Annotated in this window: 22 protein-coding genes and 4 tRNA genes; 17 read left to right on the top strand and 9 right to left on the bottom strand. The window is 39.7% G+C overall.

Annotation, left to right across the window (positions count from 1 at the left end; all coding sequences use genetic code 11):
• The first annotated feature begins 51 nt into the window (after positions 1–51).
• The 4 genes from BA70_RS16695 (at position 52) to BA70_RS16680 (ending at position 454) form a co-directional block, all read left to right on the top strand.
• A tRNA-Gln gene (locus tag BA70_RS16695) sits at positions 52–126 on the top strand.
• A gap of 30 nt (positions 127–156) precedes the next feature.
• A tRNA-Lys gene (locus BA70_RS16690) sits at positions 157–232 on the top strand.
• Between the two features lie 7 nt (positions 233–239).
• Positions 240–322: transfer RNA gene (locus tag BA70_RS16685), tRNA-Leu, on the top strand.
• 48 nt (positions 323–370) lie between these two features.
• A tRNA-Leu gene (locus tag BA70_RS16680) sits at positions 371–454 on the top strand.
• A gap of 192 nt (positions 455–646) precedes the next feature.
• Here BA70_RS16680 and BA70_RS16675 read toward each other — a convergent pair.
• Together BA70_RS16675 and BA70_RS20195 are read right to left on the bottom strand one after the other, a co-directional pair.
• A complete protein-coding gene (locus BA70_RS16675) occupies positions 647–1,033 on the bottom strand; it encodes a DUF2283 domain-containing protein (RefSeq protein ID WP_051691181.1) in 387 nt (128 codons plus the stop codon).
• On the bottom strand, positions 1,033–1,209 hold the full coding sequence (locus tag BA70_RS20195) for a hypothetical protein (protein ID WP_160171276.1): 177 nt from the start codon (positions 1,207–1,209) through the stop codon (positions 1,033–1,035). Before BA70_RS20195 ends, BA70_RS16675 begins: the two co-directional genes overlap by 1 nt.
• 341 nt (positions 1,210–1,550) lie before the next feature.
• Here BA70_RS20195 and BA70_RS16665 point away from each other — a divergent pair, with 341 nt between their 5' ends.
• A complete protein-coding gene (locus BA70_RS16665; protein ID WP_034324611.1) occupies positions 1,551–1,751 on the top strand; it encodes a cold-shock protein in 201 nt (66 codons plus the stop codon).
• 278 nt (positions 1,752–2,029) lie between these two features.
• On the opposite strand, the gene BA70_RS16660 is transcribed toward BA70_RS16665, so the two are convergent.
• Both BA70_RS16660 and BA70_RS16655 read right to left on the bottom strand, forming a co-directional pair.
• On the bottom strand, positions 2,030–2,491 hold the full coding sequence (locus BA70_RS16660; protein ID WP_105928516.1) for a CarD family transcriptional regulator: 462 nt from the start codon (positions 2,489–2,491) through the stop codon (positions 2,030–2,032).
• Between the two features lie 460 nt (positions 2,492–2,951).
• Positions 2,952–4,001, bottom strand: a complete 1,050-nt coding sequence (locus tag BA70_RS16655; RefSeq protein ID WP_034324606.1) for an NAD(P)-dependent alcohol dehydrogenase — start codon at positions 3,999–4,001, stop codon at positions 2,952–2,954.
• 219 nt (positions 4,002–4,220) lie between these two features.
• On the opposite strand from BA70_RS16655, the gene BA70_RS16650 reads away from it, so the two are divergent.
• Positions 4,221–4,601, top strand: coding sequence for a MerR family transcriptional regulator (locus BA70_RS16650; RefSeq protein ID WP_034324604.1), 381 nt, complete (start codon positions 4,221–4,223; stop codon positions 4,599–4,601).
• 91 nt (positions 4,602–4,692) lie between these two features.
• On the opposite strand, the gene bglS is transcribed toward BA70_RS16650, so the two are convergent.
• The gene (bglS, locus tag BA70_RS16645) at positions 4,693–5,424 is read right to left on the bottom strand and encodes a beta-glucanase (RefSeq protein WP_034324602.1); all 732 of its coding nucleotides are present in this window, start codon (positions 5,422–5,424) and stop codon (positions 4,693–4,695) included.
• A gap of 268 nt (positions 5,425–5,692) precedes the next feature.
• On the opposite strand from bglS, the gene BA70_RS16640 reads away from it, so the two are divergent.
• From BA70_RS16640 to BA70_RS16600, 8 genes are all read left to right on the top strand, one after another.
• Entirely contained in the window at positions 5,693–6,265 is a 573-nt protein-coding gene (locus tag BA70_RS16640; protein WP_034324600.1) for a TetR/AcrR family transcriptional regulator, read from the top strand.
• Between the two features lie 79 nt (positions 6,266–6,344).
• A complete protein-coding gene (locus BA70_RS16635; protein WP_034324598.1) occupies positions 6,345–7,784 on the top strand; it encodes a DHA2 family efflux MFS transporter permease subunit in 1,440 nt (479 codons plus the stop codon).
• Positions 7,785–7,979: 195 nt separating this feature from the next.
• Complete coding sequence (locus tag BA70_RS16630; RefSeq protein WP_034324595.1) at positions 7,980–8,873, top strand: alpha/beta hydrolase; 894 nt, start codon at positions 7,980–7,982, stop codon at positions 8,871–8,873.
• Positions 8,874–9,067: 194 nt separating this feature from the next.
• Positions 9,068–9,445, top strand: a complete 378-nt coding sequence (locus BA70_RS16625) for an MmcQ/YjbR family DNA-binding protein (RefSeq protein WP_034324593.1) — start codon at positions 9,068–9,070, stop codon at positions 9,443–9,445.
• Between the two features lie 122 nt (positions 9,446–9,567).
• Positions 9,568–10,329, top strand: coding sequence for an SDR family NAD(P)-dependent oxidoreductase (locus BA70_RS16620; RefSeq protein WP_034324591.1), 762 nt, complete (start codon positions 9,568–9,570; stop codon positions 10,327–10,329).
• A gap of 123 nt (positions 10,330–10,452) precedes the next feature.
• Positions 10,453–11,217, top strand: a complete 765-nt coding sequence (locus BA70_RS16615; RefSeq protein WP_034324588.1) for a MerR family transcriptional regulator — start codon at positions 10,453–10,455, stop codon at positions 11,215–11,217.
• Positions 11,214–12,224, top strand: coding sequence for an alpha/beta hydrolase family protein (locus BA70_RS16610; protein ID WP_034324587.1), 1,011 nt, complete (start codon positions 11,214–11,216; stop codon positions 12,222–12,224). The genes BA70_RS16615 and BA70_RS16610 overlap by 4 nt, the downstream gene beginning before the upstream one ends.
• Before the next feature lie 643 nt (positions 12,225–12,867).
• Positions 12,868–14,016, top strand: coding sequence for a type II asparaginase (locus BA70_RS16600; protein ID WP_034324582.1), 1,149 nt, complete (start codon positions 12,868–12,870; stop codon positions 14,014–14,016).
• Positions 14,017–14,035: 19 nt separating this feature from the next.
• Here the strand turns inward: BA70_RS16600 and BA70_RS16595 are convergent, their stop codons facing one another.
• Both BA70_RS16595 and BA70_RS16590 read right to left on the bottom strand, forming a co-directional pair.
• Positions 14,036–14,950, bottom strand: a complete 915-nt coding sequence (locus BA70_RS16595) for an alpha/beta fold hydrolase (protein WP_034324580.1) — start codon at positions 14,948–14,950, stop codon at positions 14,036–14,038.
• 58 nt (positions 14,951–15,008) lie between these two features.
• A complete protein-coding gene (locus tag BA70_RS16590; protein ID WP_034324614.1) occupies positions 15,009–15,461 on the bottom strand; it encodes a MarR family winged helix-turn-helix transcriptional regulator in 453 nt (150 codons plus the stop codon).
• A 258-nt stretch (positions 15,462–15,719) separates the two neighbouring features.
• Between BA70_RS16590 and BA70_RS16585 the strand changes: the two genes are divergently transcribed.
• Positions 15,720–16,325, top strand: coding sequence for a TetR/AcrR family transcriptional regulator (locus tag BA70_RS16585; RefSeq protein WP_034324577.1), 606 nt, complete (start codon positions 15,720–15,722; stop codon positions 16,323–16,325).
• 31 nt (positions 16,326–16,356) lie between these two features.
• Positions 16,357–17,559 (top strand): MFS transporter, encoded by a 1,203-nt coding sequence (locus BA70_RS16580; protein ID WP_034324576.1) that lies wholly within the window; start codon positions 16,357–16,359, stop codon positions 17,557–17,559.
• 264 nt (positions 17,560–17,823) lie between these two features.
• Here BA70_RS16580 and BA70_RS20695 read toward each other — a convergent pair whose 3' ends face one another.
• Complete coding sequence (locus tag BA70_RS20695; protein WP_239646698.1) at positions 17,824–18,027, bottom strand: hypothetical protein; 204 nt, start codon at positions 18,025–18,027, stop codon at positions 17,824–17,826.
• Here BA70_RS20695 and BA70_RS16570 point away from each other — a divergent pair.
• Positions 18,016–18,807, top strand: coding sequence for a GNAT family N-acetyltransferase (locus BA70_RS16570; protein ID WP_239646695.1), 792 nt, complete (start codon positions 18,016–18,018; stop codon positions 18,805–18,807). The genes BA70_RS20695 and BA70_RS16570 overlap by 12 nt on opposite strands.
• Here BA70_RS16570 and BA70_RS16565 read toward each other — a convergent pair.
• Positions 18,802–19,275, bottom strand: a complete 474-nt coding sequence (locus BA70_RS16565) for a GNAT family N-acetyltransferase (RefSeq protein WP_034324571.1) — start codon at positions 19,273–19,275, stop codon at positions 18,802–18,804. The two genes, BA70_RS16570 and BA70_RS16565, sit on opposite strands and share 6 nt — an antisense overlap.
• Between the last annotated feature and the right edge of the window lie 13 nt (positions 19,276–19,288).

Raw genomic sequence — 19,288 nt, 5'->3', positions numbered from 1 at the left:
CACGGGTTCGAATCCCGTACGGGTCATGTTTTGTTTAATTGATTGATTCGTTGGGCTATAGCCAAGCGGTAAGGCAACGGACTTTGACTCCGTCATGCGTTGGTTCGAATCCAGCTAGCCCAGCCATTTTTATATATGTTTTTCTGCATAGCAGATGAGCCATTAGCTCAGTCGGTAGAGCATCTGACTTTTAATCAGAGGGTCGAAGGTTCGAGTCCTTCATGGCTCACCATTGTCAAGCGGGTGTGGCGGAATTGGCAGATGCGCTAGACTTAGGATCTAGTGTCTTTATGACGTGGGGGTTCAAGTCCCTTCACCCGCATTGTTTTTTCAAACAGTGCACTTATTGATATATGAGCACATCATACACGCGGTCGTGGCGGAATGGCAGACGCGCTAGGTTGAGGGCCTAGTGGGTGAATAACCCGTGGAGGTTCAAGTCCTCTCGGCCGCATCAATGATACCAAGGGTTGTAGACCTTTGGTTTTTTTATTTTTTACAACTTCTAAATGAATTCTGTCCACCTATTTTATATAAGTGGGTTTTTTGTTGTATTTTTATTTCAAATAAAGTAAATATAGTTCAAAAACACTCACTGATTAGGTGAGTGTTTTAAATATAAATACATCAGGCTACAATAGCTAGTTTAATTCAAGTGCTCTTTTTTATATTTTTCATTATCTAAAATTTTATAACCGATAAAGTTAGTGTAATCTTCATTCTCAAAAAGGAATTCAATTCCTAAAAATATGGATGAGCTTTTTACAGGTTTATCAACCAATAAAAAATAATATGAACCATCTATTTGTTTATACATTTGAGAAATTTCATTATTTTTAATATAAATAGCTTCTTCCCCAAAAACTTCTAAACCGACTATCTTATTTTCTCTATCAATATCTAAAGCTATTAACTCATTAGCTTCTAACTCTTCTGTTTCCTTAATTTGATATTTATATTTTTTATTAAAGACATATATATATCCAAAGTTAGCTGTTTTATCAAAAGTTATCCTATTCTTCATTTTCTTCATTATTTCCACCTCTTTTTAACTCCACTTTTATATGTTGTAGTCAAAGTATCGCCCTGTTTAGCTACAGCTACACCCTTATGATGATATACTGTAGATTTATACTTTGGAACATAATATTTTTTACCGTATTTCACTGCATCAAAGACTTGTTTAGGAGTAACACCACGTTGAATCATGCTTAAACCCACATGCCAACTGACAGTTAAAACCCTAATGCCTTCTTTTCTTAATAAGAATACTGTTGCTGATATAGCACCTTTAATAAGTAAAATTTAATCATGATAAATCAGATTGCTGTTAATCCTTTTCTTCTTAACTATATTTGTGAGGGGAGAGAAGAACAAAATCATGGACTTTTAAATCCTAAATTGCAATTATTTCCGCTTCATGCTATAATAAGATTAATTATTTTTGTTCCGCGTAAAGGATAGTATGAAGATTGATTTTTCGTCTTGAGGATACTTTGGGCAAGGATAGTATAATACATTGTGTGATAACGCACTAGGAGGCAACAAACATGGAACAAGGTACAGTAAAATGGTTTAACGCAGAAAAAGGTTTTGGATTTATCGAACGTGAAGAAGGAGACGATGTATTCGTACATTTCTCTGCTATCCAAGGTGACGGATTCAAATCCCTAGACGAAGGTCAAAAAGTAACATTTGACGTTGAGCAAGGTTCTCGTGGAGCTCAAGCTGCTAACGTTCAAAAAGCTTAATCTTCATTTTCTAAAAACAGGTCCTCTCTAGAGGGCCTGTTTTTTTATGCTTTCTCTTATTTCTTCAATAAAAAACCCTACTCAGCGTGCAAGTAGGGAGATGTTACAAGGTAATCGTAAAAAAATTCATGCTTCAAAGGTTTATCAACAGTATAGCATAATAGATTGACAAAATGCGGAATTTGCCTAAATAATTTCTTTTTCTTTACTGAGTTCAAAGAGAGGGGATTTGTTCGTAGAGAAAATGTATTTGAAAAAGGGGAAGAAGGTAGAGAATCTTAACAGAAACTGTTTATTTGTTTTTCAGTAATTCCTTCGATGACTTCAAGCTCACTAAGCAAATACCCATAAGCATCGTCGAGCATTTTCTTTTCGCTTGCATTCAGTTTTTTTTCTTTTTTCATTCGCATGAGGTCACGTACAACTTCAACGCCTTCTTGTATGTCGCCCGTTTTTATTTTGTTCGTGTTGATTTTATATCTTTCTTTCCACGGCAATAATTTATCGGATGTACCATTCTGAAAAATGTGTATAATGTTCTTTAAAGCAAGTATATCTGTAACCGGTCTTATACTTGAACCAGACATTTTCCTCGTTGGAATCATCACTTTCATATGGCTAACGGACATCTTAATGACATAATACTGTTGTTTTTCATCAGAGAATTCCTTTTCTTCTATGGCTTCAATTATACCTGCTCCATGCATTGGATACACAATGTTATCACCAATTTGAAACATATCATCCACCTCCATATTAAGTACCTACTATAAGGGTACCACAAATCGAGACAAAATAATCAAATTTTTAATAATAACACGATTATTTATTTCATGTCAACATTTTTGGGTTGGATTTTGAGAGAATTATTTATTTATTTCGCCACTTCTTATGTGTGGCTTTTTAACGTGACCATGATCAGATAACAGATACAGCTTAAACCCATCACTACGTTTTTGATATAAGTCCGTTTGACACGACTTCTTTTTTGTATCTCGTATGAAAAGCAAACCGTAACATCACGAAAACGGAGATAATCAATAAACGTTTAAACAGGATATCGCATCTTCATCTCTAACATTTCATTTATCCATCTTCCATTTCATCACATGTCAATAGCTTTGTCATGAGGACATCGTGATTAATGGTTGAAACATCAAAAGACTAGCCAATGAGGCTAGTCTTTTAAAATGAATTTGATCATAAGGTTGAAATATCAATGACAAAGCGGTAGCGGACATCACTTTTGAGTACGCGTTCGTAGGCTTCATCGACTTGGTTTGCGTTGATCACTTCGATTTGTGGCGCGATGTTGTGAGCAGCTGCGAAATCAAGCATTTCTTGAGTCTCCTGAATGCCGCCAACGAGTGATCCGGCAATGCTGCGACGGCCAGTGATTAATGAAAAGACGTGGAATTGATCTGGCTTAGGTGGTGCACCGACGTTCACCAAGGTTCCATCCACACGAAGTAAGGACAAATAGGCGTCAACGTTGATATTGGCAGAGACTGTATTCAGAATAACATCATATTGACCGGCTAGTGTTTTAAATGTATCGGGATCACTTGTGGCAAAATAGTCCTTTGCGCCAAACGACAGTGCCTCTTCTTTTTTATTCAAAGAGCGGCTTAAAACAGTCACCTCAGCGCCAAGTGCGCGTGCGAATTGAATTGCCACATGACCTAGTCCGCCCATCCCGACAATTGCGACCTTTTTGCCAGGTCCTACATTCCAGTGCTTTAATGGCGAATATGTTGTGATTCCAGCACAGAGAAGAGGACTTGCCACATCAAGAGATAGTTGGTCAGGAATGCTGACGACAAATCGTTCTGTCACGACAATCTTTTGACTGTAGCCGCCATAAGTCGGTTCTCCATCATAATCAAGGTTATTATAGGTTTGAACGACCCCTTTCATGCAATATTGCTCATCTCCATTCTGGCAATATTCACATGAGCCGCAGGAATCTACAAAACAACCGACTCCTACACGATCTCCAATCTTAAACCTCGTGACAGCATCACCTACAGCTTCAATGATCCCAGTGATCTCATGACCTGGAACCATTGGGAAAATGCCGCCGCCCCATTCATCGAATGCACTGTGGATATCTGAATGACATATCCCGCTAAATTGAATATCAATTAAAATATCATGTGGACGAAGGGCTCTTCGTTCAATGGTTGTCCGTTCAAAGTTCGCTTTTGCATGTGAAACACTTAAAACGTGTGATTGGTGCGTCTGACACAATTTTGATCATCCTTTCAAAAGTGAAATTCGTTTCTTCCCCTATACTGTACGTCTTAAAGTGAACTCTAAGTCAAGATGGAATGCTCCGGTGTAACGAATTCATCCTTCATAAGAATTGAGCCAAAAGTATCTTGTTTTCTCAAGCAAAATGGAGATGATGAGGAAAGGGAGATCGCTATCGAAAAGATTGACTTTATATTCAATTGAGGGGTGAAAACAATGAAAATAGCACAAGCCGCAAAACAGCTTGAATTGTCCACTGCGACGCTCAGGTACTATGAGAACATTGGTTTAATCAGACCAATCAGACGTGATGAGAACGGTATTCGTGATTATACGGAGGATGATATTCAATGGATTGAATTTATCAAATGTATGAGAAATGCAGGTCTCTCAATCGATGCGCTCAGAGAATATACGGCTTTATTTATTGAGGGAGATGATCATACATTATCTTCACGGAAAAGCATTTTGGTTAATGAACGAGAAAGACTCATAGAAAAACATAAAGAAATGGAAGAGACGATTAAACGATTAGATTTCAAGATAGAAAGTTATGAAGATATTATCCACAGTTATGAAAAAAAGCTGGTTAAATGACAGAAGGTTTTGGGGGTCACAAGGCAGTATCATCTTTATTCCATTCACCTCATCATAAAACCTGAGACTTGTCACAGGTTTTATGATGAGGTTATTTTTTTGTGTAACGCACCCAGTTATAATGTGCGTGGAGCGGTGTAACGCCATTGTAGGAGCCGAGCCATTCATCGACACCTGCACCATTCCACAAGTTCATCATAATTTTTCCTGGTGTTTGAGGAATTTGAGTGGTGGCGGTATGTTTTAATTGTCCATCGACATACCATTTAATTGAGTTTGGCTGCCAGTCGAATGCATAGGTGTGATAAGCATTTGCTGCATCAAAACCAAGATTGACGATTTTTTCATGATTTCCTACACCATTGGTATAGTAGTTGAATTGTACCTTTGTGGTATCTTTTCCTAGAAATTCGATGTCAATCTCATCCCAAGGCGTACCATCAGTTGGACCTGTATAAGTAAAGAACGAAGAAACGATCCCTACATTTTTTGCTGGTTTCATGCTGACTTCATAAAGCCCGTAGCCGTATGTTTGAACGGAGCGGTTTTCCCCGCAGTCAAACTTGTTATAGGAGGGACTTGTGAGCGATAAACGCATTTCACCTAATGACGTCATGGACACATTATTTGCACGCCATGTACAGTTAAACATATTTCCATTCGAGTACCCATCGGCTTTTTGCCATAACCCTGTATTATAGTTGTTAAAAGGTTCATAAAACGATCCACCAGTTTGTGCTGAGGCAGCAGCAGTAAATGTGGACAAGCTCATGAATAATCCAGTGACAAGAAGCAGCAACATTCGTTTCGCGCGGTAAGACATGTAGGCATTCCCCTCTCCATTTTTGAAAGCGCTTTCTTTATTGATGATACATGATTCTCTTACAATGGAAAATCGGTCTAAATAATGATAAACAACAATTTTCATTCAATAGAATAGAGAGAAGATCATGAGTGAAAAATAATGATTGACAAAGCGGACAGTTGTCCGTAAGATAATACCGGGACAATTGTCCTAACAACCTAAAGAGTCTTAATTTGAAATATAGAGATGTGTGCAATGTGGATGAAGGTAAAGAAGGTGAGGCATCATGGAAAAGGATATTGGGAAGGAAATTGAAGAGGTCGCTTTCTCCTTGTTTCAAGAGTTTGGCGTAGAAAACGTCAGCATGCATAAAATTGCGAAAACCGCTTGTGTTGGACAAGGGACACTTTACCGCCGCTATGCAAATAAAAGTGATTTGTGTCTTTCTATACTTGGAGAGAGGTTTGAACGACTGATCCCTGCTTTGCATCTTTACTTGAGCAAAATAAGTGATCAACCGGTTCGTGATCGTTTACGTTATGTTCTCGAGGAGATCCATCTCATTGTCGGACACCATTTAGACTGGATTCGGATGCTCACGATTTCTGGAAATTTAGAGCAGACAAGTAAAGTGTATGATAGTCATTACAGTCAATCGCTCAAACAAATCATTCGTGATTTGCTGAAGGAAGCGAAAGAAAAAGAGGAAACGAACATAGAGGATATTGAACTGACGGCATTATGTATGTCCTCTCCAATGACGCCTGAACTTATGTTTTATATTCATGAATCTGGCTATTCAATTGAAGAAATTGCTCGATTTGCTGCAGAAAGACAAGTTTTATCCGTCTTTCAATAGACATTGAAGTGGCTCATTTCTGACCAGCCTGACTTCTTATGGTTCATCTAAACTGAAAAAGAAAAGGAGCCAACTTAATATGAACAAACAGCAAGCAGCAGCTTCTGATATTAGAACGCTGCCCATTATTATCTCATTTATTACAGCTGGATTTATTGGTCTGTTCAGTGAAACGGCACTAAACATGGCACTGAGAAGTTTAACGTTAGACTTTGGAATTGAAGCGACGACTGCTCAGTGGCTGACAACAGGATATTTATTAACACTTGGTATTCTCGTACCGATTTCAGGACTGATTCTACAATGGTTTACAACAAGACAGCTTTTCATTACTTCGTTGATATTTTCAATCATCGGAACATTCATTGCTGCGGTTGCGCCAGTCTTTAGTATTTTAATGGTTGCACGTGTGGTGCAGGCGGTTGGAACTGCATTGCTTCTTCCATTGATGTTTAATACGATATTGGTGATCATTCCGCCCCATAAACGAGGCAGATCCATGGGGATTATTGGCCTTGTGATCATGTTTGCACCAGCAGTCGGTCCAACGGTTTCCGGTCTTATTCTTAAATCGTTGACATGGCATTGGATTTTTTGGATTTCGCTTCCGTTATTGATTGTTGCACTGGTATTTGGTTATATCTTTATGCAAAATATTACGGAACCAACTAGACCGAAAATCGACATCCTATCGATTGTGCTTTCAACTATTGGTTTCGGTGGAATTGTGTATGGCTTTAGTAGTGCCGGTGAAGGCGGTGGCTGGAGCAGCATGCATGTCATCGTTGCGATTGTTGTAGGTGTGATGAGTATTCTTGTGTTCTCCCTAAGACAGCTGAATATGAAAGAGCCGATGCTGAATTTAAGCCCATTTAAATATCCGATGTTTGTCATTGGGTTACTTCTGATCTTAGTGTGTATGATGGTGATGCTTTCTGCTATGATGATCCTGCCATTATATCTGCAAACGTCATTGGCGCTTTCTACATTTACAGCAGGTTTAATGCTGTTACCAGGTGGAATTATTAACGGGTTGCTGTCTCCAATTATGGGTGGTCTATTTGATAAGTTTGGACCGAAATGGCTTGTGATCCCAGGTCTTGTCATTGTCGTAGCGACGATGTTTGGCTTCACGAATTTAAGTATGAATACATCGATTGGATATATTGTGACCCTTCATATTACGTTAATGGTAGGGATCGCTATGATCATGATGCCTGCACAAACAAACGGATTAAATGAGCTTCCACCAGAGCTATATCCGCATGGCACAGCGATTATGAATACCCTGCAGCAGGTGTCAGGAGCAATTGGTACTGCGGTCGGTATCTCTATCCTTTCATCAGGTGCCCGCAGCTTTATGAAAAATGTCGCTGATCCCGCAAATCCGGTGAATCAGCTGCTAGCCTTTACAAATGGTGTACAACATGCATTTGTCTTTGCTGTCATCATGACCGTCATAGGCTTAGTCATCGCTTTCTTCATTAAACGAGTAAAGGTAGAACAACAAGTATCATAAGGACATAGGAAAGCACTGAGGACTTAGCGCCGCAGTGCTTTTTTTATTTGGTGTATACTTGTTTCAAAGAGGATGAAAATGGGGAGATAGATAAAAAGTGAACTGAATAAAATTTGTCTCTGATCAAGTTGAAGGAAAAAAAGAAAAGGTAACGAATGAAGTAGGAAGAATTGAATAAGATAGGAGATTGAGATCATGAACTTAGAAGAACAAATCAAAATCGCTGCGTCTTTACGTCAACCAACTGAAGGTTCATTACCGGGTCAATCGGAGCTGAAACCAGTCCATCCTCCTGAAGTGAACAAAATGGAATATGACATCCCAACATGTGCTGGCGAAACAAAGGTGTGGGTATTCAAACCTGTGAACACAGCGAAACAGCCGCTTCCTGTTTTTGTGAATTTACATGGCGGCGGATTTATTCTAGGCAGTGCTGAAATGGATAACCACTGGTGTCCGGTCATAGCAGACCGAGCGCAATGTATCGTCGTCAATGTTGAGTATCAGCTTGCACCCGAAAACCCTTTCCCGGCCGCTCTTCATGAATGCTATGATGTCGTGAAATGGCTGTATGAACATCCTGATGAGCTTCAAATAGATCCCAATACATTAGCCATTGGTGGACATAGTGCAGGAGGAAACCTGGCAACAGCTGTTTGCCTGCTGAATATCCAAAAAGGGAACAAACTCCCGATTGTCTATCAAGTGCTTGATTACCCACCGCTTGATTTAGCCACTGATCCAGAGCGAAAGCCAGCATTTGAAGAGGCGATTCCAGCTGAAATGGCGAAGCTCTTTAATGCATTGTATGTACAAGAAGAAGATGCGCGCAATCCGCTCATTTCTCCGGTCTTTGCAGATAGGTCATCCTTAGCACAAATGCCGCCGGCTCTTGTCATCACAGCTGAGAAGGATTCGTTAGCTGAAGAAGCCAAACAATATGCTGACATGTTACAAGAAGCAGGGGTAGAAGTCACGTATCAGCAATTTAAAGGAGTCCCTCACGCCTTCACGCATGCAGGGGATTTAGACATTGCTGAACAGGCTTGGCATCTCATGAGTGATCAATTAAAAAAGGCGTTTGAATAAGAAATGAAGGTTGTAGCCTTTCCTTTCTGATATAGGACAAATCACAGGCCCGCTCCCTCCTGTGTTTTTGTTATTTCAATCGATCTTTTGCTGAAATCCTGAGAAAGAGATGGATGTAAAAAGAATCAGAAATCTATCCCCGTTTTCGATATAATATAAAGAAATGGCGATGTCTTAAAAAAGGAGCTAATTCAATGGAAAAAGAGAAACTACAGGCATTTTGTCTTTCTTTAAATGGTGCAACCCATGATTATCAGCCGGAGTGGCAGGCAGATCGTTATCATATAGGTGGAAAGATGTTCGCCATGATGGGGGGAGATGTCAACCGAAAGCCAGTCATCACTTTAAAATGTGATCCTCATCGTGCTGAAGAACTAAGAGAAATGCATGAAGGAATTATTCCTGGCTATTATATGAATAAGACTCATTGGAATTCCATTTACCTTGATGCGGACATTCCGTCTTCATTTGTAGAAGAGTTAATAGAACATTCCTACCAATTGGTTTTTCACAAATTAACAAAAAAATCTCAACATGACATTCTCCAAAATGATGCAAAAGGAAACGACTGAAAAGCAGCAACTGAATGAAGTAAGACAAGTATCTCACCCTTTGATTCCCTTCAAAATTGACTGGAGAGAAACGCTGTCGTTATAATTTAACCAGTTAGAAGACGATCATAGGGGGATATAAAATGGGCTATACAGTCATTACAGGGGCAAGTTCAGGTATTGGATATGAGACGGCTTTGGCTTTTGCAGCACGAGGAAAACATCTTATTTTAGCTGCACGTCGGCTCGATAAGCTCCAAGAACTGAAGCAAACCATTCTTGATCAATACCCGCATCTAAAAGTAGTCGTACAGTCTGTCGATTTAACAAAAGCACAGGACGTGTCCTCATTTTATGAGTCATTAGCTGGTTATGAGCTGGACACATTCATTAATAATGCAGGCTTTGGCCATTTCGGTTCAATAGGAGAACAGGATTTACGTAAAATTGGGGACATGCTTCATCTGAATATTGAAGCATTAACGATTTTATCCACTTTATTTGTTCGTGATTATGAGCAAGTAGAGGGAGCGCAGCTGATCAATATTTCCTCAAGAGCGGGCTATACAGTCGTTGGCAATGCCGTCACCTATTCAGCGACCAAATTTTACGTGAGTGCCTTTACAGAAGGGCTGGCTCTAGAATTGAAAGAAAAAGGAGCCAAATTACAGGCAAAAGTATTAGCGCCTGCTGCTACAGAATCAGAATTTGCTCAACATTCATTAGGTGTAGACCAATTCGAATATGAAGGCAATATCAAGAGATATCATACATCTAAAGAAATGGCAGCGTGTATGCTTGAGCTTTACGACAGTTCAAAAACAGTTGGTATCGTTGACGGGAAGACGTTTGAATTTGAATTGAAAGACCCCATTTTTTCACACGCCGGTACAAGCATGAAATAAAGAAGATTCCACATCACTGAGGATAGTTTTCCTCAGTGATTTTTTTATGGCATGATAAAAGCATGTATTGACTGTGTGGTAACCACATGGTTTATAGTAGTGCATACATAAGGAGGGAATTCAATGACGTATGTAACAAGTGGAGAAGTATGCAAGCTATTAAACATCACAAAATATACCCTTCGTCACTATATAGATCAGGATCTGGTACGCCCTGCGAAGGTCACTCAAAATGGGTACCAATTATTTGATGAGAAAGAGATCTACACCCTTTATCAAATTCTTTTCTTAAAAACAGCGGGCTTTTCTTTAAAAGATATAAATGAAACCTTTTCGAAAAAATCAGATGTCACGCTGTCCTACCAAGACATGCTGGATAAGGTAGAGAAGCAATTGCAGGAACTAGTCCAAGTGAAACAGCGTTTGGAACATATGCTATCCATTCAAAATAATCTACAGCTCAATCGCACGACGATACAAGATCGACCGACTCGTTATTTAAAACAAATCCCACATCATCTTCTGAAAGATGAAACAGAGCTAGACTTTAAACAAATCGTTCACCAGAAGGAGCTGGATATGTCTCTTTTTGATGAAAGGTATTATGTGATCCATCTTCAAGATGAAACAACGATTTCTTATTACGTATCGAATGAACAAGATTATGATGTGATGCTGGATGCGGGCTCTTATGCGGTCAAAAGCTTTCTAGCTGAACATGAAGAGAAGGTCATCGAAGAAATCGATACTTTCCTACATGAAGTACCGGTTGAAAAAGAGATCGAACAACCTTCATATATCATCTTATATGAAAATGTACCAGTCTCTGTCACGTACCAAGATTCTATGGTTTATACAGTTGAACAGAAAGCGGGAAATAGCAGATGAAAAAAAGAGTTTGGTTGATACTCGCTGCAGCGGCACTCATTTTCATCGTAACGTTTGTGTTTTATGAAAACAACTTTAACATGAATGAAAAGGAAGTGGTCATCGAGACAGTGGATGGGACATTATCAGGCATCGTGACAACGCCTAAGAAGGAGCCGATCAAAGGAATTGTGCTCTTTGTACACGGGGATGGTGCGCAAAATGCACAATATGATGGAGGGTACAGACCCTTAATGGAACGTTTCGCAAAGCAAGGATATGCATCTATATCATGGGATAAGCCTGGGGTTGGTCAATCAGATGGAAATTGGCTGAATCAATCCATGGAGGATCGCGCAAATGAAGTAGACCATGTGATCGAATGGGCGAAAAAAGAGCCTGACCTCTATTCAAAACAAATCATTTTATGGGGAGCAAGCCAAGCAGGCTGGGTGATCCCTAAAGTGATGACAGCTCGAACAGATATCACAGCCTCCATCCTTGTCGGGCCTGCGGTCAATTGGATGAGACAGGGCAGATACTACACGCTTCAAACATTAAAAGAAGCGGACGCATCAGACGAACAAATTCAAAAAACGATCAAAAAAGAAGATGAACAAAACACATTATTATTAGAAGGCGCAACATTTCGCATGTATCAAAAGAAAACAGGCGATCAAGACATGACAAAAGATCGATTTGAATTCATTCAAAAGAACATGAAGGCCGATGCCACATCAGATATCAAGAACATCCAATCACCCATCTATTTGGTTTTGGCACAAAATGACCGAAACGTAGACTCCGCTGAAACTAAAAGGATATACGAGAAAGAAGTAGCACCAAAATGGTTACATGTTCAAACGATTGATGGCGTAGAGCATTCGATGCTGAATCCTCGCATCCATCACTCAAATACCCTTATCACATTAGCAGCGATCGCCGCACCAAAAGACTTCTTAATTAGCCAAGCGTATTTGGATCACTGTGAACACATACTAGAGCAGCTGAAAACACCTTCGCGTTAGGTGTTTTTTTCATGCATTCTTTGATAAAACAAAGAATCACATACCCAGTAGATGAGACTACTCACGATGATAAGAGGAACGGCTACCGGACTCTTGATTCCATCAATAATAAACAACATCACAATGGTTGCAATAAGGAAATAAGCTGCTAAGTAAAGAGGATGAAATACCTTTGGCTTCAAAGAAAACAACAACTGCAAAGGAACCGCAAAGACGAAATAACAAACAAAAAAGATGGGAATGTAAAGCATTAGAAACGCAGGTTCACCCTGAATTGGTGGATATAAGCATACGAACAAGCTGAGTAAAATGGAGCTGATGAATAGTGTTATTAGGATTTTGTGAAATGGTTGAAGTGAGCGCAATGTAAAGACTCCCTTTTTAGAAAATTTACTATATTTTATCATAAATGGGTTAATGAGCGTCCGTTATTTCTATTGAATGAACAACCCTTAGTATTCACTTTGTTTATAGCAAAGTTAGGTATTAAGATGTAAAGAAATCTTTATCATCATGCCCTTTTTACCTTTAATTGGTTCTATAACTTTTGCCTCATGCTGATGAATGAAGGAATGTTATAAAGTAAACCCTATAGAAAGAGATATAGCCATGAATCCATCAAATGAAGAAAAGAGATGATCCGATGAACATGACAAAATGGTTAGGTGCTGTCCTTCTTTCTGTTTTATTACTAGCGACAGCAGCTTGTGCGAACACGAGCACTCAAGAGAATAATCAAAGCAAACAAGAAAGCAAAACCAATGAAACAAAAGAAAAAACAACGGCTGTTGAGACAGGGAACAAGTCGTTATCTAATATTAAGGTACTGGCGACAGGTGGGACCATTGCAGGTGCTTCAGATAGTGACACTGATACAACGGGATATAAATCTGGTTCACTTGGTATCGATAAAGTTATTGCCTCCGTTCCTCAGCTGAAGAATATTGCAAACGTCACGGGTGAGCAGGTAGCGAATGTTGGCAGTGAAAATGTTGATAACGCTCTGCTTTTAAAATTAGCCAAAAGAGTCAATCAACTCTTAAATGATGATCAAGTAGACGGCATTGTGGTGACACATGGAACAGATACACTTGAAGAGACCGCTTATTTTTTACATTTGGTTGTGAAAAGTGATAAGCCTGTTGTGGTCGTTGGCTCAATGAGACCAGCATCTGCTATTAGTGCGGATGGTCCGCTTAACTTGTATCATGCTGTCAAAATTGCATCCACAAAAGAAGCGAAGGGCAAAGGCGTCATGGTCACATTAAATGACCGAATTGCTTCAGCTCGATTTATTACAAAGACGAACACGACCACTACAGATTCCTTCAAGTCACTTGAGCAAGGCTACATTGGAGAAATTGCTGGTGAAGTGGTTTCCTTTTATAATGAACCAACAAGAAAACATACGACTGAAAGTGAATTTGATGTATCGAAAATAAAAGAACTTCCACAAGTTGATATCTTATACGGCTATCAAAATGATCAAAAATATGTGTATGATGCAGCAGTAAAAGCAGGAGCGAAAGGCATTGTCGTTGCGGCAGCAGGAAATGGAACGATGTCAACAGAAGCCATCAAAGGGGCAACAGATGCGGTGAAAAAAGACGTGGTCATCGTGAGATCAAGCCGCGCGGGAAATGGAATTGTCACACATGAAAAAATGGATGATGAACATCACTTTGTGTCATCGGATTCATTAAATCCACAAAAAGCACGCATTCTACTGATGCTGGCACTGACGAAAACAAAAAATCCAGATAAAGTACAAACCTATTATGAACAGTATTAATCAGAAAAAGACCCGAAGTTTATTGGGTCTTTTTTGATGCGTGTTCCTGATGCTGCTTTTCAGCACGCGTTTTTAAAGTGAGTAAAATATCTCGCCAAATATCGTCTACATCAGTGAGGAAATGTCCCGCTTGATCTATATAATATGTTTTGACGTTTGGAATGGTTGAAGCCATTTTTTCTATTTCTTCAAATGGAGCCATCGTATCTTCTTTTCCATGCCATACATCAACGGGGATCTGTATATCTTTCATATCGAACGCCCACGGCCGCGAGAGTAAATCTGGTTCATGAATACATTCATCAACCGATTGACGAGTGGCTTCGTGTAAATGCCTCATCATCAGCTCGAGCTGCTCATCGGTTTGAAGGAATTGACGATCCCAAGGATGTAAATGTTTGTTCCCATTCTTGGTCAGCTTCTTAAATTTCTCTGGTTTTTTCTCAATCAGTTTTTTCTGAGCACGAAAGCTTGCTTTTAAGAGCCAAGGGAATCTTTTACTGAGGAAAAAGGCTAATTTGTTTTCTTTCAGCATACTTTTAGGCGGTTTACCGTCCTGAAACGGAGTGGCACTTGAGATGAGAGCGGCTGAAAGAATACGATCCGGCAATTGATAGGCACAGCCAGCAGCGAATGCCCCGCCTCCAGAGACACCCAAGACTGAAAAATGAGAGATGCCAAGATGATCGGCCGCTTCCTGTACATCTTTTGCCCAATCTAATATCGTGCGGCCAGGTTTTGGATCAGATAAGCCAAAACCAGGTCTGTCTAAACTGATGAGGCGAATCCCAAGTTCTTTAGACATAGGATCATCTTCTAAAAACATGATTCTTGATCCAGGTGTACCATGAAAAAAGAACACTGGAAAGCCTTCACGATCACCGTATTCAATCAAACCCATTTTGCGTCCATCTTTCAAATGAATAACGTCCATATACTTTCATCTCCTTAATAGTTCATCTAACTTAAATATTGGGTGGGAAAACACCGTGTTAAGGTGTTTCTTTTGCAATCGAATAGATCTTTTCGTAAAGAGATAATAATGTTTTTAAATCTTCCTTTGAAAGTTTTGCATAGTATTTTTGAATCATATGCAGTTGAATGCCTTCAATATTTTTGTGATATTCATGCCCCTTTTGAGCAAAATCAACAATAATCTCTCTTCGATTATGTGGATTAATTTCTCTTTTGACATAGCCAAGCTGTTCAAGCTTTGATATAAGCTGGCTAGCGGCACTAGCAGAGATCGAAAAGTAATCAGCTAGTTCATTGATTGTTCTCGTTTTTGTCCGTAACAATTCAAGTGTCAGCTCTTGTTTGGCTGATAAATCTGCATACTCATGTTTTAAAAATCGCTGATACTCTTCTACATAAATAGAGCCTAGTGCATTCGAGTACTCTATAATCTTTTGGCTGAAATGAATGATTTCTTCATCCAAGTAGATCACCTCTTTTCTTTTTATTATATGCTGTCTAAATAATTAAGTGAAGTTAAATGTTTAGAAAAATTAAATATAATCGAGATTTTTTTCTTTCTAACGAAAATGCCCGTTTTGTTTGTTTTCAAATGAATCTGCTCCTCATGAAGTCGATGACTTTTTCATTGTATTATGAACAATATCCATTTATAATAAAAAAATAAACCAACTGGTCGGTTTTATTTTTTCGCATGAAGAAATGTAGGGTAGAAGGGATTGTTACACATGACAAGTACACAAAGCGGGGCCGGAAAGAGTGAGAAGACGAAGCAAAAAATCGTCACCGCTTCACGTGATTTATTTGCGAAAAAAGGATATTCAGAAACATCCGTGCGAGATATTTTAGAGGCTGCTGAGATTAGTAAAGGAAATCTCTATCATCATTTTAAAGGAAAAGAGTTTTTGTTCCTTCATATCATGGAAGAGGATCACCGCTTTATGATGCAGACGTGGCATGAGGAAAAACAAAGGTTGCAACGAGCGATAGATAAGCTCGCAGGATTTGCAGAACTGCTGAGTCAAATGGGGATTAACTATCCTTTAATGAGAGCAAGCGAGGAATTTTGTGCAAGTGCATTTACATCAGATGAAGTCATGGAGCGGCTGAACAAGATTGATGTCGACTTTGATGATGTGATGAGAGACATTTTACTTGAAGGAAACGAAGATGGCAGCTGGTCGATCCAGCATGTGGAGTCAAAAGTGAAAATATTACTTTCCGTTTTTTACGGATTAGACGTGTTATATAAAAATGACACATTCCAACAGAAGAAAGAGTTACAAAAAGAGGCGATCTCATTGTTTATTCACGGAATCAACCATCATGAGTAACAAATGAGTCAGTGAAGGAGAAACAAACATCATGCAAAAACCGATTCGTGAGCAAAAAGCTGTACTCGTTATTTTATTAAGTAATATATTTATTGCGTTTTTAGGCATCGGTCTCATTATTCCTGTCATGCCACTATTTATGAATGTGATGCATCTAACAGGCAGTACGATGGGATACCTTGTGGCTGCGTTTGCTGTTGCGCAGCTCATTGCATCACCTATTGCAGGAAGATGGGTAGACCGCTACGGAAGAAAGATTATGATTGTGTCAGGGCTGTTTCTATTCGCTTTATCAGAACTCGTCTTTGGCTTAGGGACACATGTGTATGTTCTTTATTTTGCAAGGGTTCTAGGCGGCATTAGTGCGGCGTTTATCATGCCGGCTGTCACCGCCTATGTCGCAGATATCACGACCGTTCAAGAAAGATCAAAGGCGATGGGATATGTATCTGCGGCCATTAGTACCGGCTTTATCATTGGACCGGGAATTGGCGGGTTTATTGCAGAATACGGCGTTCGCCTTCCATTCTTCTTTGCAGCAGGTATTGCGTTTATTGCCGTCATTTCGTCTATGTTTATGCTGAAGGAGCCATTAACAAAAGAAGCACGAGCGAAGCAAATGGAACAAGTAAAGGAATCTACCTTCTTTAAAGATTTGAAGAAATCCATTCACCCAAGCTATTTCATCGCCTTCATCATTGTGTTTGTGCTGGCGTTTGGACTATCCGCATATGAAACGGTCTTTAGCTTGTTTACAAATCATAAGTTTGGTTTTGGACCGAAAGATATTGCGGTTATCATTACCGTCAGCTCGATTGTGGCGGTCATCATCCAAGTGCTTGTCTTCGGTAAATTGGTGAATGCTCTTGGGGAAAAAAGAGTCATCCAGCTATGCTTAATCGTCGGGGCGGTCCTCGCTTTCGTGTCGACTGTCGTTTCAGGGTTTATGGTCGTACTTATCGTCACGTGTGTCATTTTCCTTGCGTTTGATTTATTGCGGCCAGCCTTAACGACATTTTTATCAAAAATCGCTGGCAATCAGCAAGGATTTGTTGCAGGGATGAACTCCACCTACACAAGTCTTGGCACGATTTTCGGACCAGCGCTTGGCGGCATTTTATTCGATCAAAATATTCATTTCCCATTTTTATTCGCAGGTGTTGTCTTGTTTCTTGGATTAGGCTTAACCCTTATTTGGAAGGGGAATGCGACGGAAGAGGCAGCAGCAGAATAACGAAATAAGCACATAGACAAACAAGAGACCTTTCAATTGAGGTCTCTTGTTTTAAGATTGTGGCTTCAGGTGATTCAATGCCTGTGCCTTTTTTTATTTTGATGCTTTTTATAGAAGAAAGATGCCATAATATAACAATCGACAGCCCCTGCTTGAAAACATAAACTGGCGATAGTGGAGATGAGAATGTTCACGCTCTAACCATTTCAAGTCCTTCAATCGTTTGTTTAGCAAATACGTCTTCCTCTCAGTTGTGACAACCTTTTACATATGTCCAAACGCAGAAATCGCTTCAATCTGTTCTAAAGGTAAAAGAGATTGACGATCATTTTTTTGGTCTTTGACCGTCAGAGAAGGACTTGTTTCCAGCATCGATTCGATTTGTTGTAAAGAGTCACTGCATGCCCACAGCTTTTTATCTATAATGAAAGAAAGAACACGTTTGTGAATGGAGGGATGAACTTGCATCTCTTGGATCAACAAAGAGTAGCATTGGTGAAAGAGGGAATTCAACGGATCGACCCGGCATATCCAGTGTTTGTAGATGCGATTTTGGATGGTATCATAAATGGAAATCTTTATGTGGATGATGTAGAGCAGCCTCTTGTTTATTTTCTCGAGGCAGCATGCGGCATTTATTATGTAGCAGGCAAGGCAGAAGCAGAGCTTTCATTATGTTCAACTTTCATTGAGGATGTTTATAAGAGGCAGAGAAGACAAAACGGCCGGTTTACCTTGTTTTCAGCAAATAAACCATCAGATGTCATGATGAAAAAATGTCTTGGCTCACACCTGAATGAGATGCAAAGACACGCGTATTCTTTTCCATCTGCACTTCCTCATCTGCCTGCTCCTCATCAGGGCTATATGGCGAAGTGCACAAATGAACAGGTGATCACTGCAAGCAGGGCGTTTCCTCATAGTTATTACGAAACATATTGGGGTGAAACGGCTCGTTTTCTATCAAAAGGAATTGGGATTGCCATCTTAGATGGAGAGCATGTGGCTAGTGAATGTATCTCCATTTTTTCAAGTGAAGATCGTGTGGATTTAGATATTTGGACAGATGAAGCCTATAGAGGAAAAGGGCTTGCATTGTTAGCAGGTCAGCAAATGGTCAGCACCTGTCTTGAAAAAGGCATGACACCGTATTGGGATTGCGATGTCCATAACCTAGCTTCGGTCAAACTGGCAGAGAAGCTAGGCTTTCAGTGGACAAAAACCTATCGATTGTTTTATGGCTCATGATGAGAAGGTTTTGAGGTACCAAGCATCCATAGCAGAGTGCTCTGAACCTTCAATTGGTTCAGAAAGAAGTGAAAAGCCATATCGTTGATATAGACCGGTGGCTGCTGTTAATTCACTACGGGTTTCTAAGTAACAGGCTTTGTAGTATGTAGAGGCATATTGGAGCGCTGTATCCATTAGTTTTTTGCCCGCACCTTTACCTTGTGCCTTTGGACTTAAATAAAGCTTTTGTAATTCACATATCCCATCTGTGAAAGGAGCAATACCTACGCCACCCACAATGTTACCAAGCTCTTCAGCAATCCAATAGGCTGCATGAGTCAATGATTGATAGTATTCGAAAAGCTGATCAAGGTGTGGATCTGTGTAGGCTGTTCCTTCAAGTGCAAGATTCGCTGATTCTAGTGACTGGCGGATAATGGCCGCGATAAACGGATTGTCCTGTTGTTGAATCGGTCTAATGTTCATTGGAAAAACCTCC

Origin of the sequence: Bacillus zhangzhouensis, assembly GCF_000715205.1 — a bacterium.
Lineage (GTDB): Bacteria > Bacillota > Bacilli > Bacillales > Bacillaceae > Bacillus > Bacillus zhangzhouensis.
Note: the sequence above shows the minus strand (reverse complement) of the source record. Positions and strands in the feature narration are given on the sequence as shown.

Bases quoted from the DNA above. Each gene is read 5' to 3' on its own strand.
- BA70_RS16675 (WP_051691181.1), bottom strand. From the start codon at position 1,033: ATGAAGAAAATGAAGAATAGGATAACTTTTGATAAAACAGCTAACTTT.
- BA70_RS20195 (WP_160171276.1), bottom strand. From the start codon at position 1,209: ATGATTCAACGTGGTGTTACTCCTAAACAAGTCTTTGATGCAGTGAAA.
- BA70_RS16665 (WP_034324611.1), top strand. From the start codon at position 1,551: ATGGAACAAGGTACAGTAAAATGGTTTAACGCAGAAAAAGGTTTTGGA.
- BA70_RS16660 (WP_105928516.1), bottom strand. From the start codon at position 2,491: ATGTTTCAAATTGGTGATAACATTGTGTATCCAATGCATGGAGCAGGT.
- BA70_RS16650 (WP_034324604.1), top strand. From the start codon at position 4,221: ATGAAAATAGCACAAGCCGCAAAACAGCTTGAATTGTCCACTGCGACG.
- bglS (WP_034324602.1), bottom strand. From the start codon at position 5,424: ATGTCTTACCGCGCGAAACGAATGTTGCTGCTTCTTGTCACTGGATTA.
- BA70_RS16640 (WP_034324600.1), top strand. From the start codon at position 5,693: ATGGAAAAGGATATTGGGAAGGAAATTGAAGAGGTCGCTTTCTCCTTG.
- BA70_RS16635 (WP_034324598.1), top strand. From the start codon at position 6,345: ATGAACAAACAGCAAGCAGCAGCTTCTGATATTAGAACGCTGCCCATT.
- BA70_RS16630 (WP_034324595.1), top strand. From the start codon at position 7,980: ATGAACTTAGAAGAACAAATCAAAATCGCTGCGTCTTTACGTCAACCA.
- BA70_RS16625 (WP_034324593.1), top strand. From the start codon at position 9,068: ATGGAAAAAGAGAAACTACAGGCATTTTGTCTTTCTTTAAATGGTGCA.
- BA70_RS16620 (WP_034324591.1), top strand. From the start codon at position 9,568: ATGGGCTATACAGTCATTACAGGGGCAAGTTCAGGTATTGGATATGAG.
- BA70_RS16615 (WP_034324588.1), top strand. From the start codon at position 10,453: ATGACGTATGTAACAAGTGGAGAAGTATGCAAGCTATTAAACATCACA.
- BA70_RS16610 (WP_034324587.1), top strand. From the start codon at position 11,214: ATGAAAAAAAGAGTTTGGTTGATACTCGCTGCAGCGGCACTCATTTTC.
- BA70_RS16600 (WP_034324582.1), top strand. From the start codon at position 12,868: ATGAACATGACAAAATGGTTAGGTGCTGTCCTTCTTTCTGTTTTATTA.
- BA70_RS16595 (WP_034324580.1), bottom strand. From the start codon at position 14,950: ATGGACGTTATTCATTTGAAAGATGGACGCAAAATGGGTTTGATTGAA.
- BA70_RS16585 (WP_034324577.1), top strand. From the start codon at position 15,720: ATGACAAGTACACAAAGCGGGGCCGGAAAGAGTGAGAAGACGAAGCAA.
- BA70_RS16580 (WP_034324576.1), top strand. From the start codon at position 16,357: ATGCAAAAACCGATTCGTGAGCAAAAAGCTGTACTCGTTATTTTATTA.
- BA70_RS16570 (WP_239646695.1), top strand. From the start codon at position 18,016: ATGAACTTGCATCTCTTGGATCAACAAAGAGTAGCATTGGTGAAAGAG.
- BA70_RS20695 (WP_239646698.1), bottom strand. From the start codon at position 18,027: ATGCAAGTTCATCCCTCCATTCACAAACGTGTTCTTTCTTTCATTATA.
- BA70_RS16565 (WP_034324571.1), bottom strand. From the start codon at position 19,275: ATGAACATTAGACCGATTCAACAACAGGACAATCCGTTTATCGCGGCC.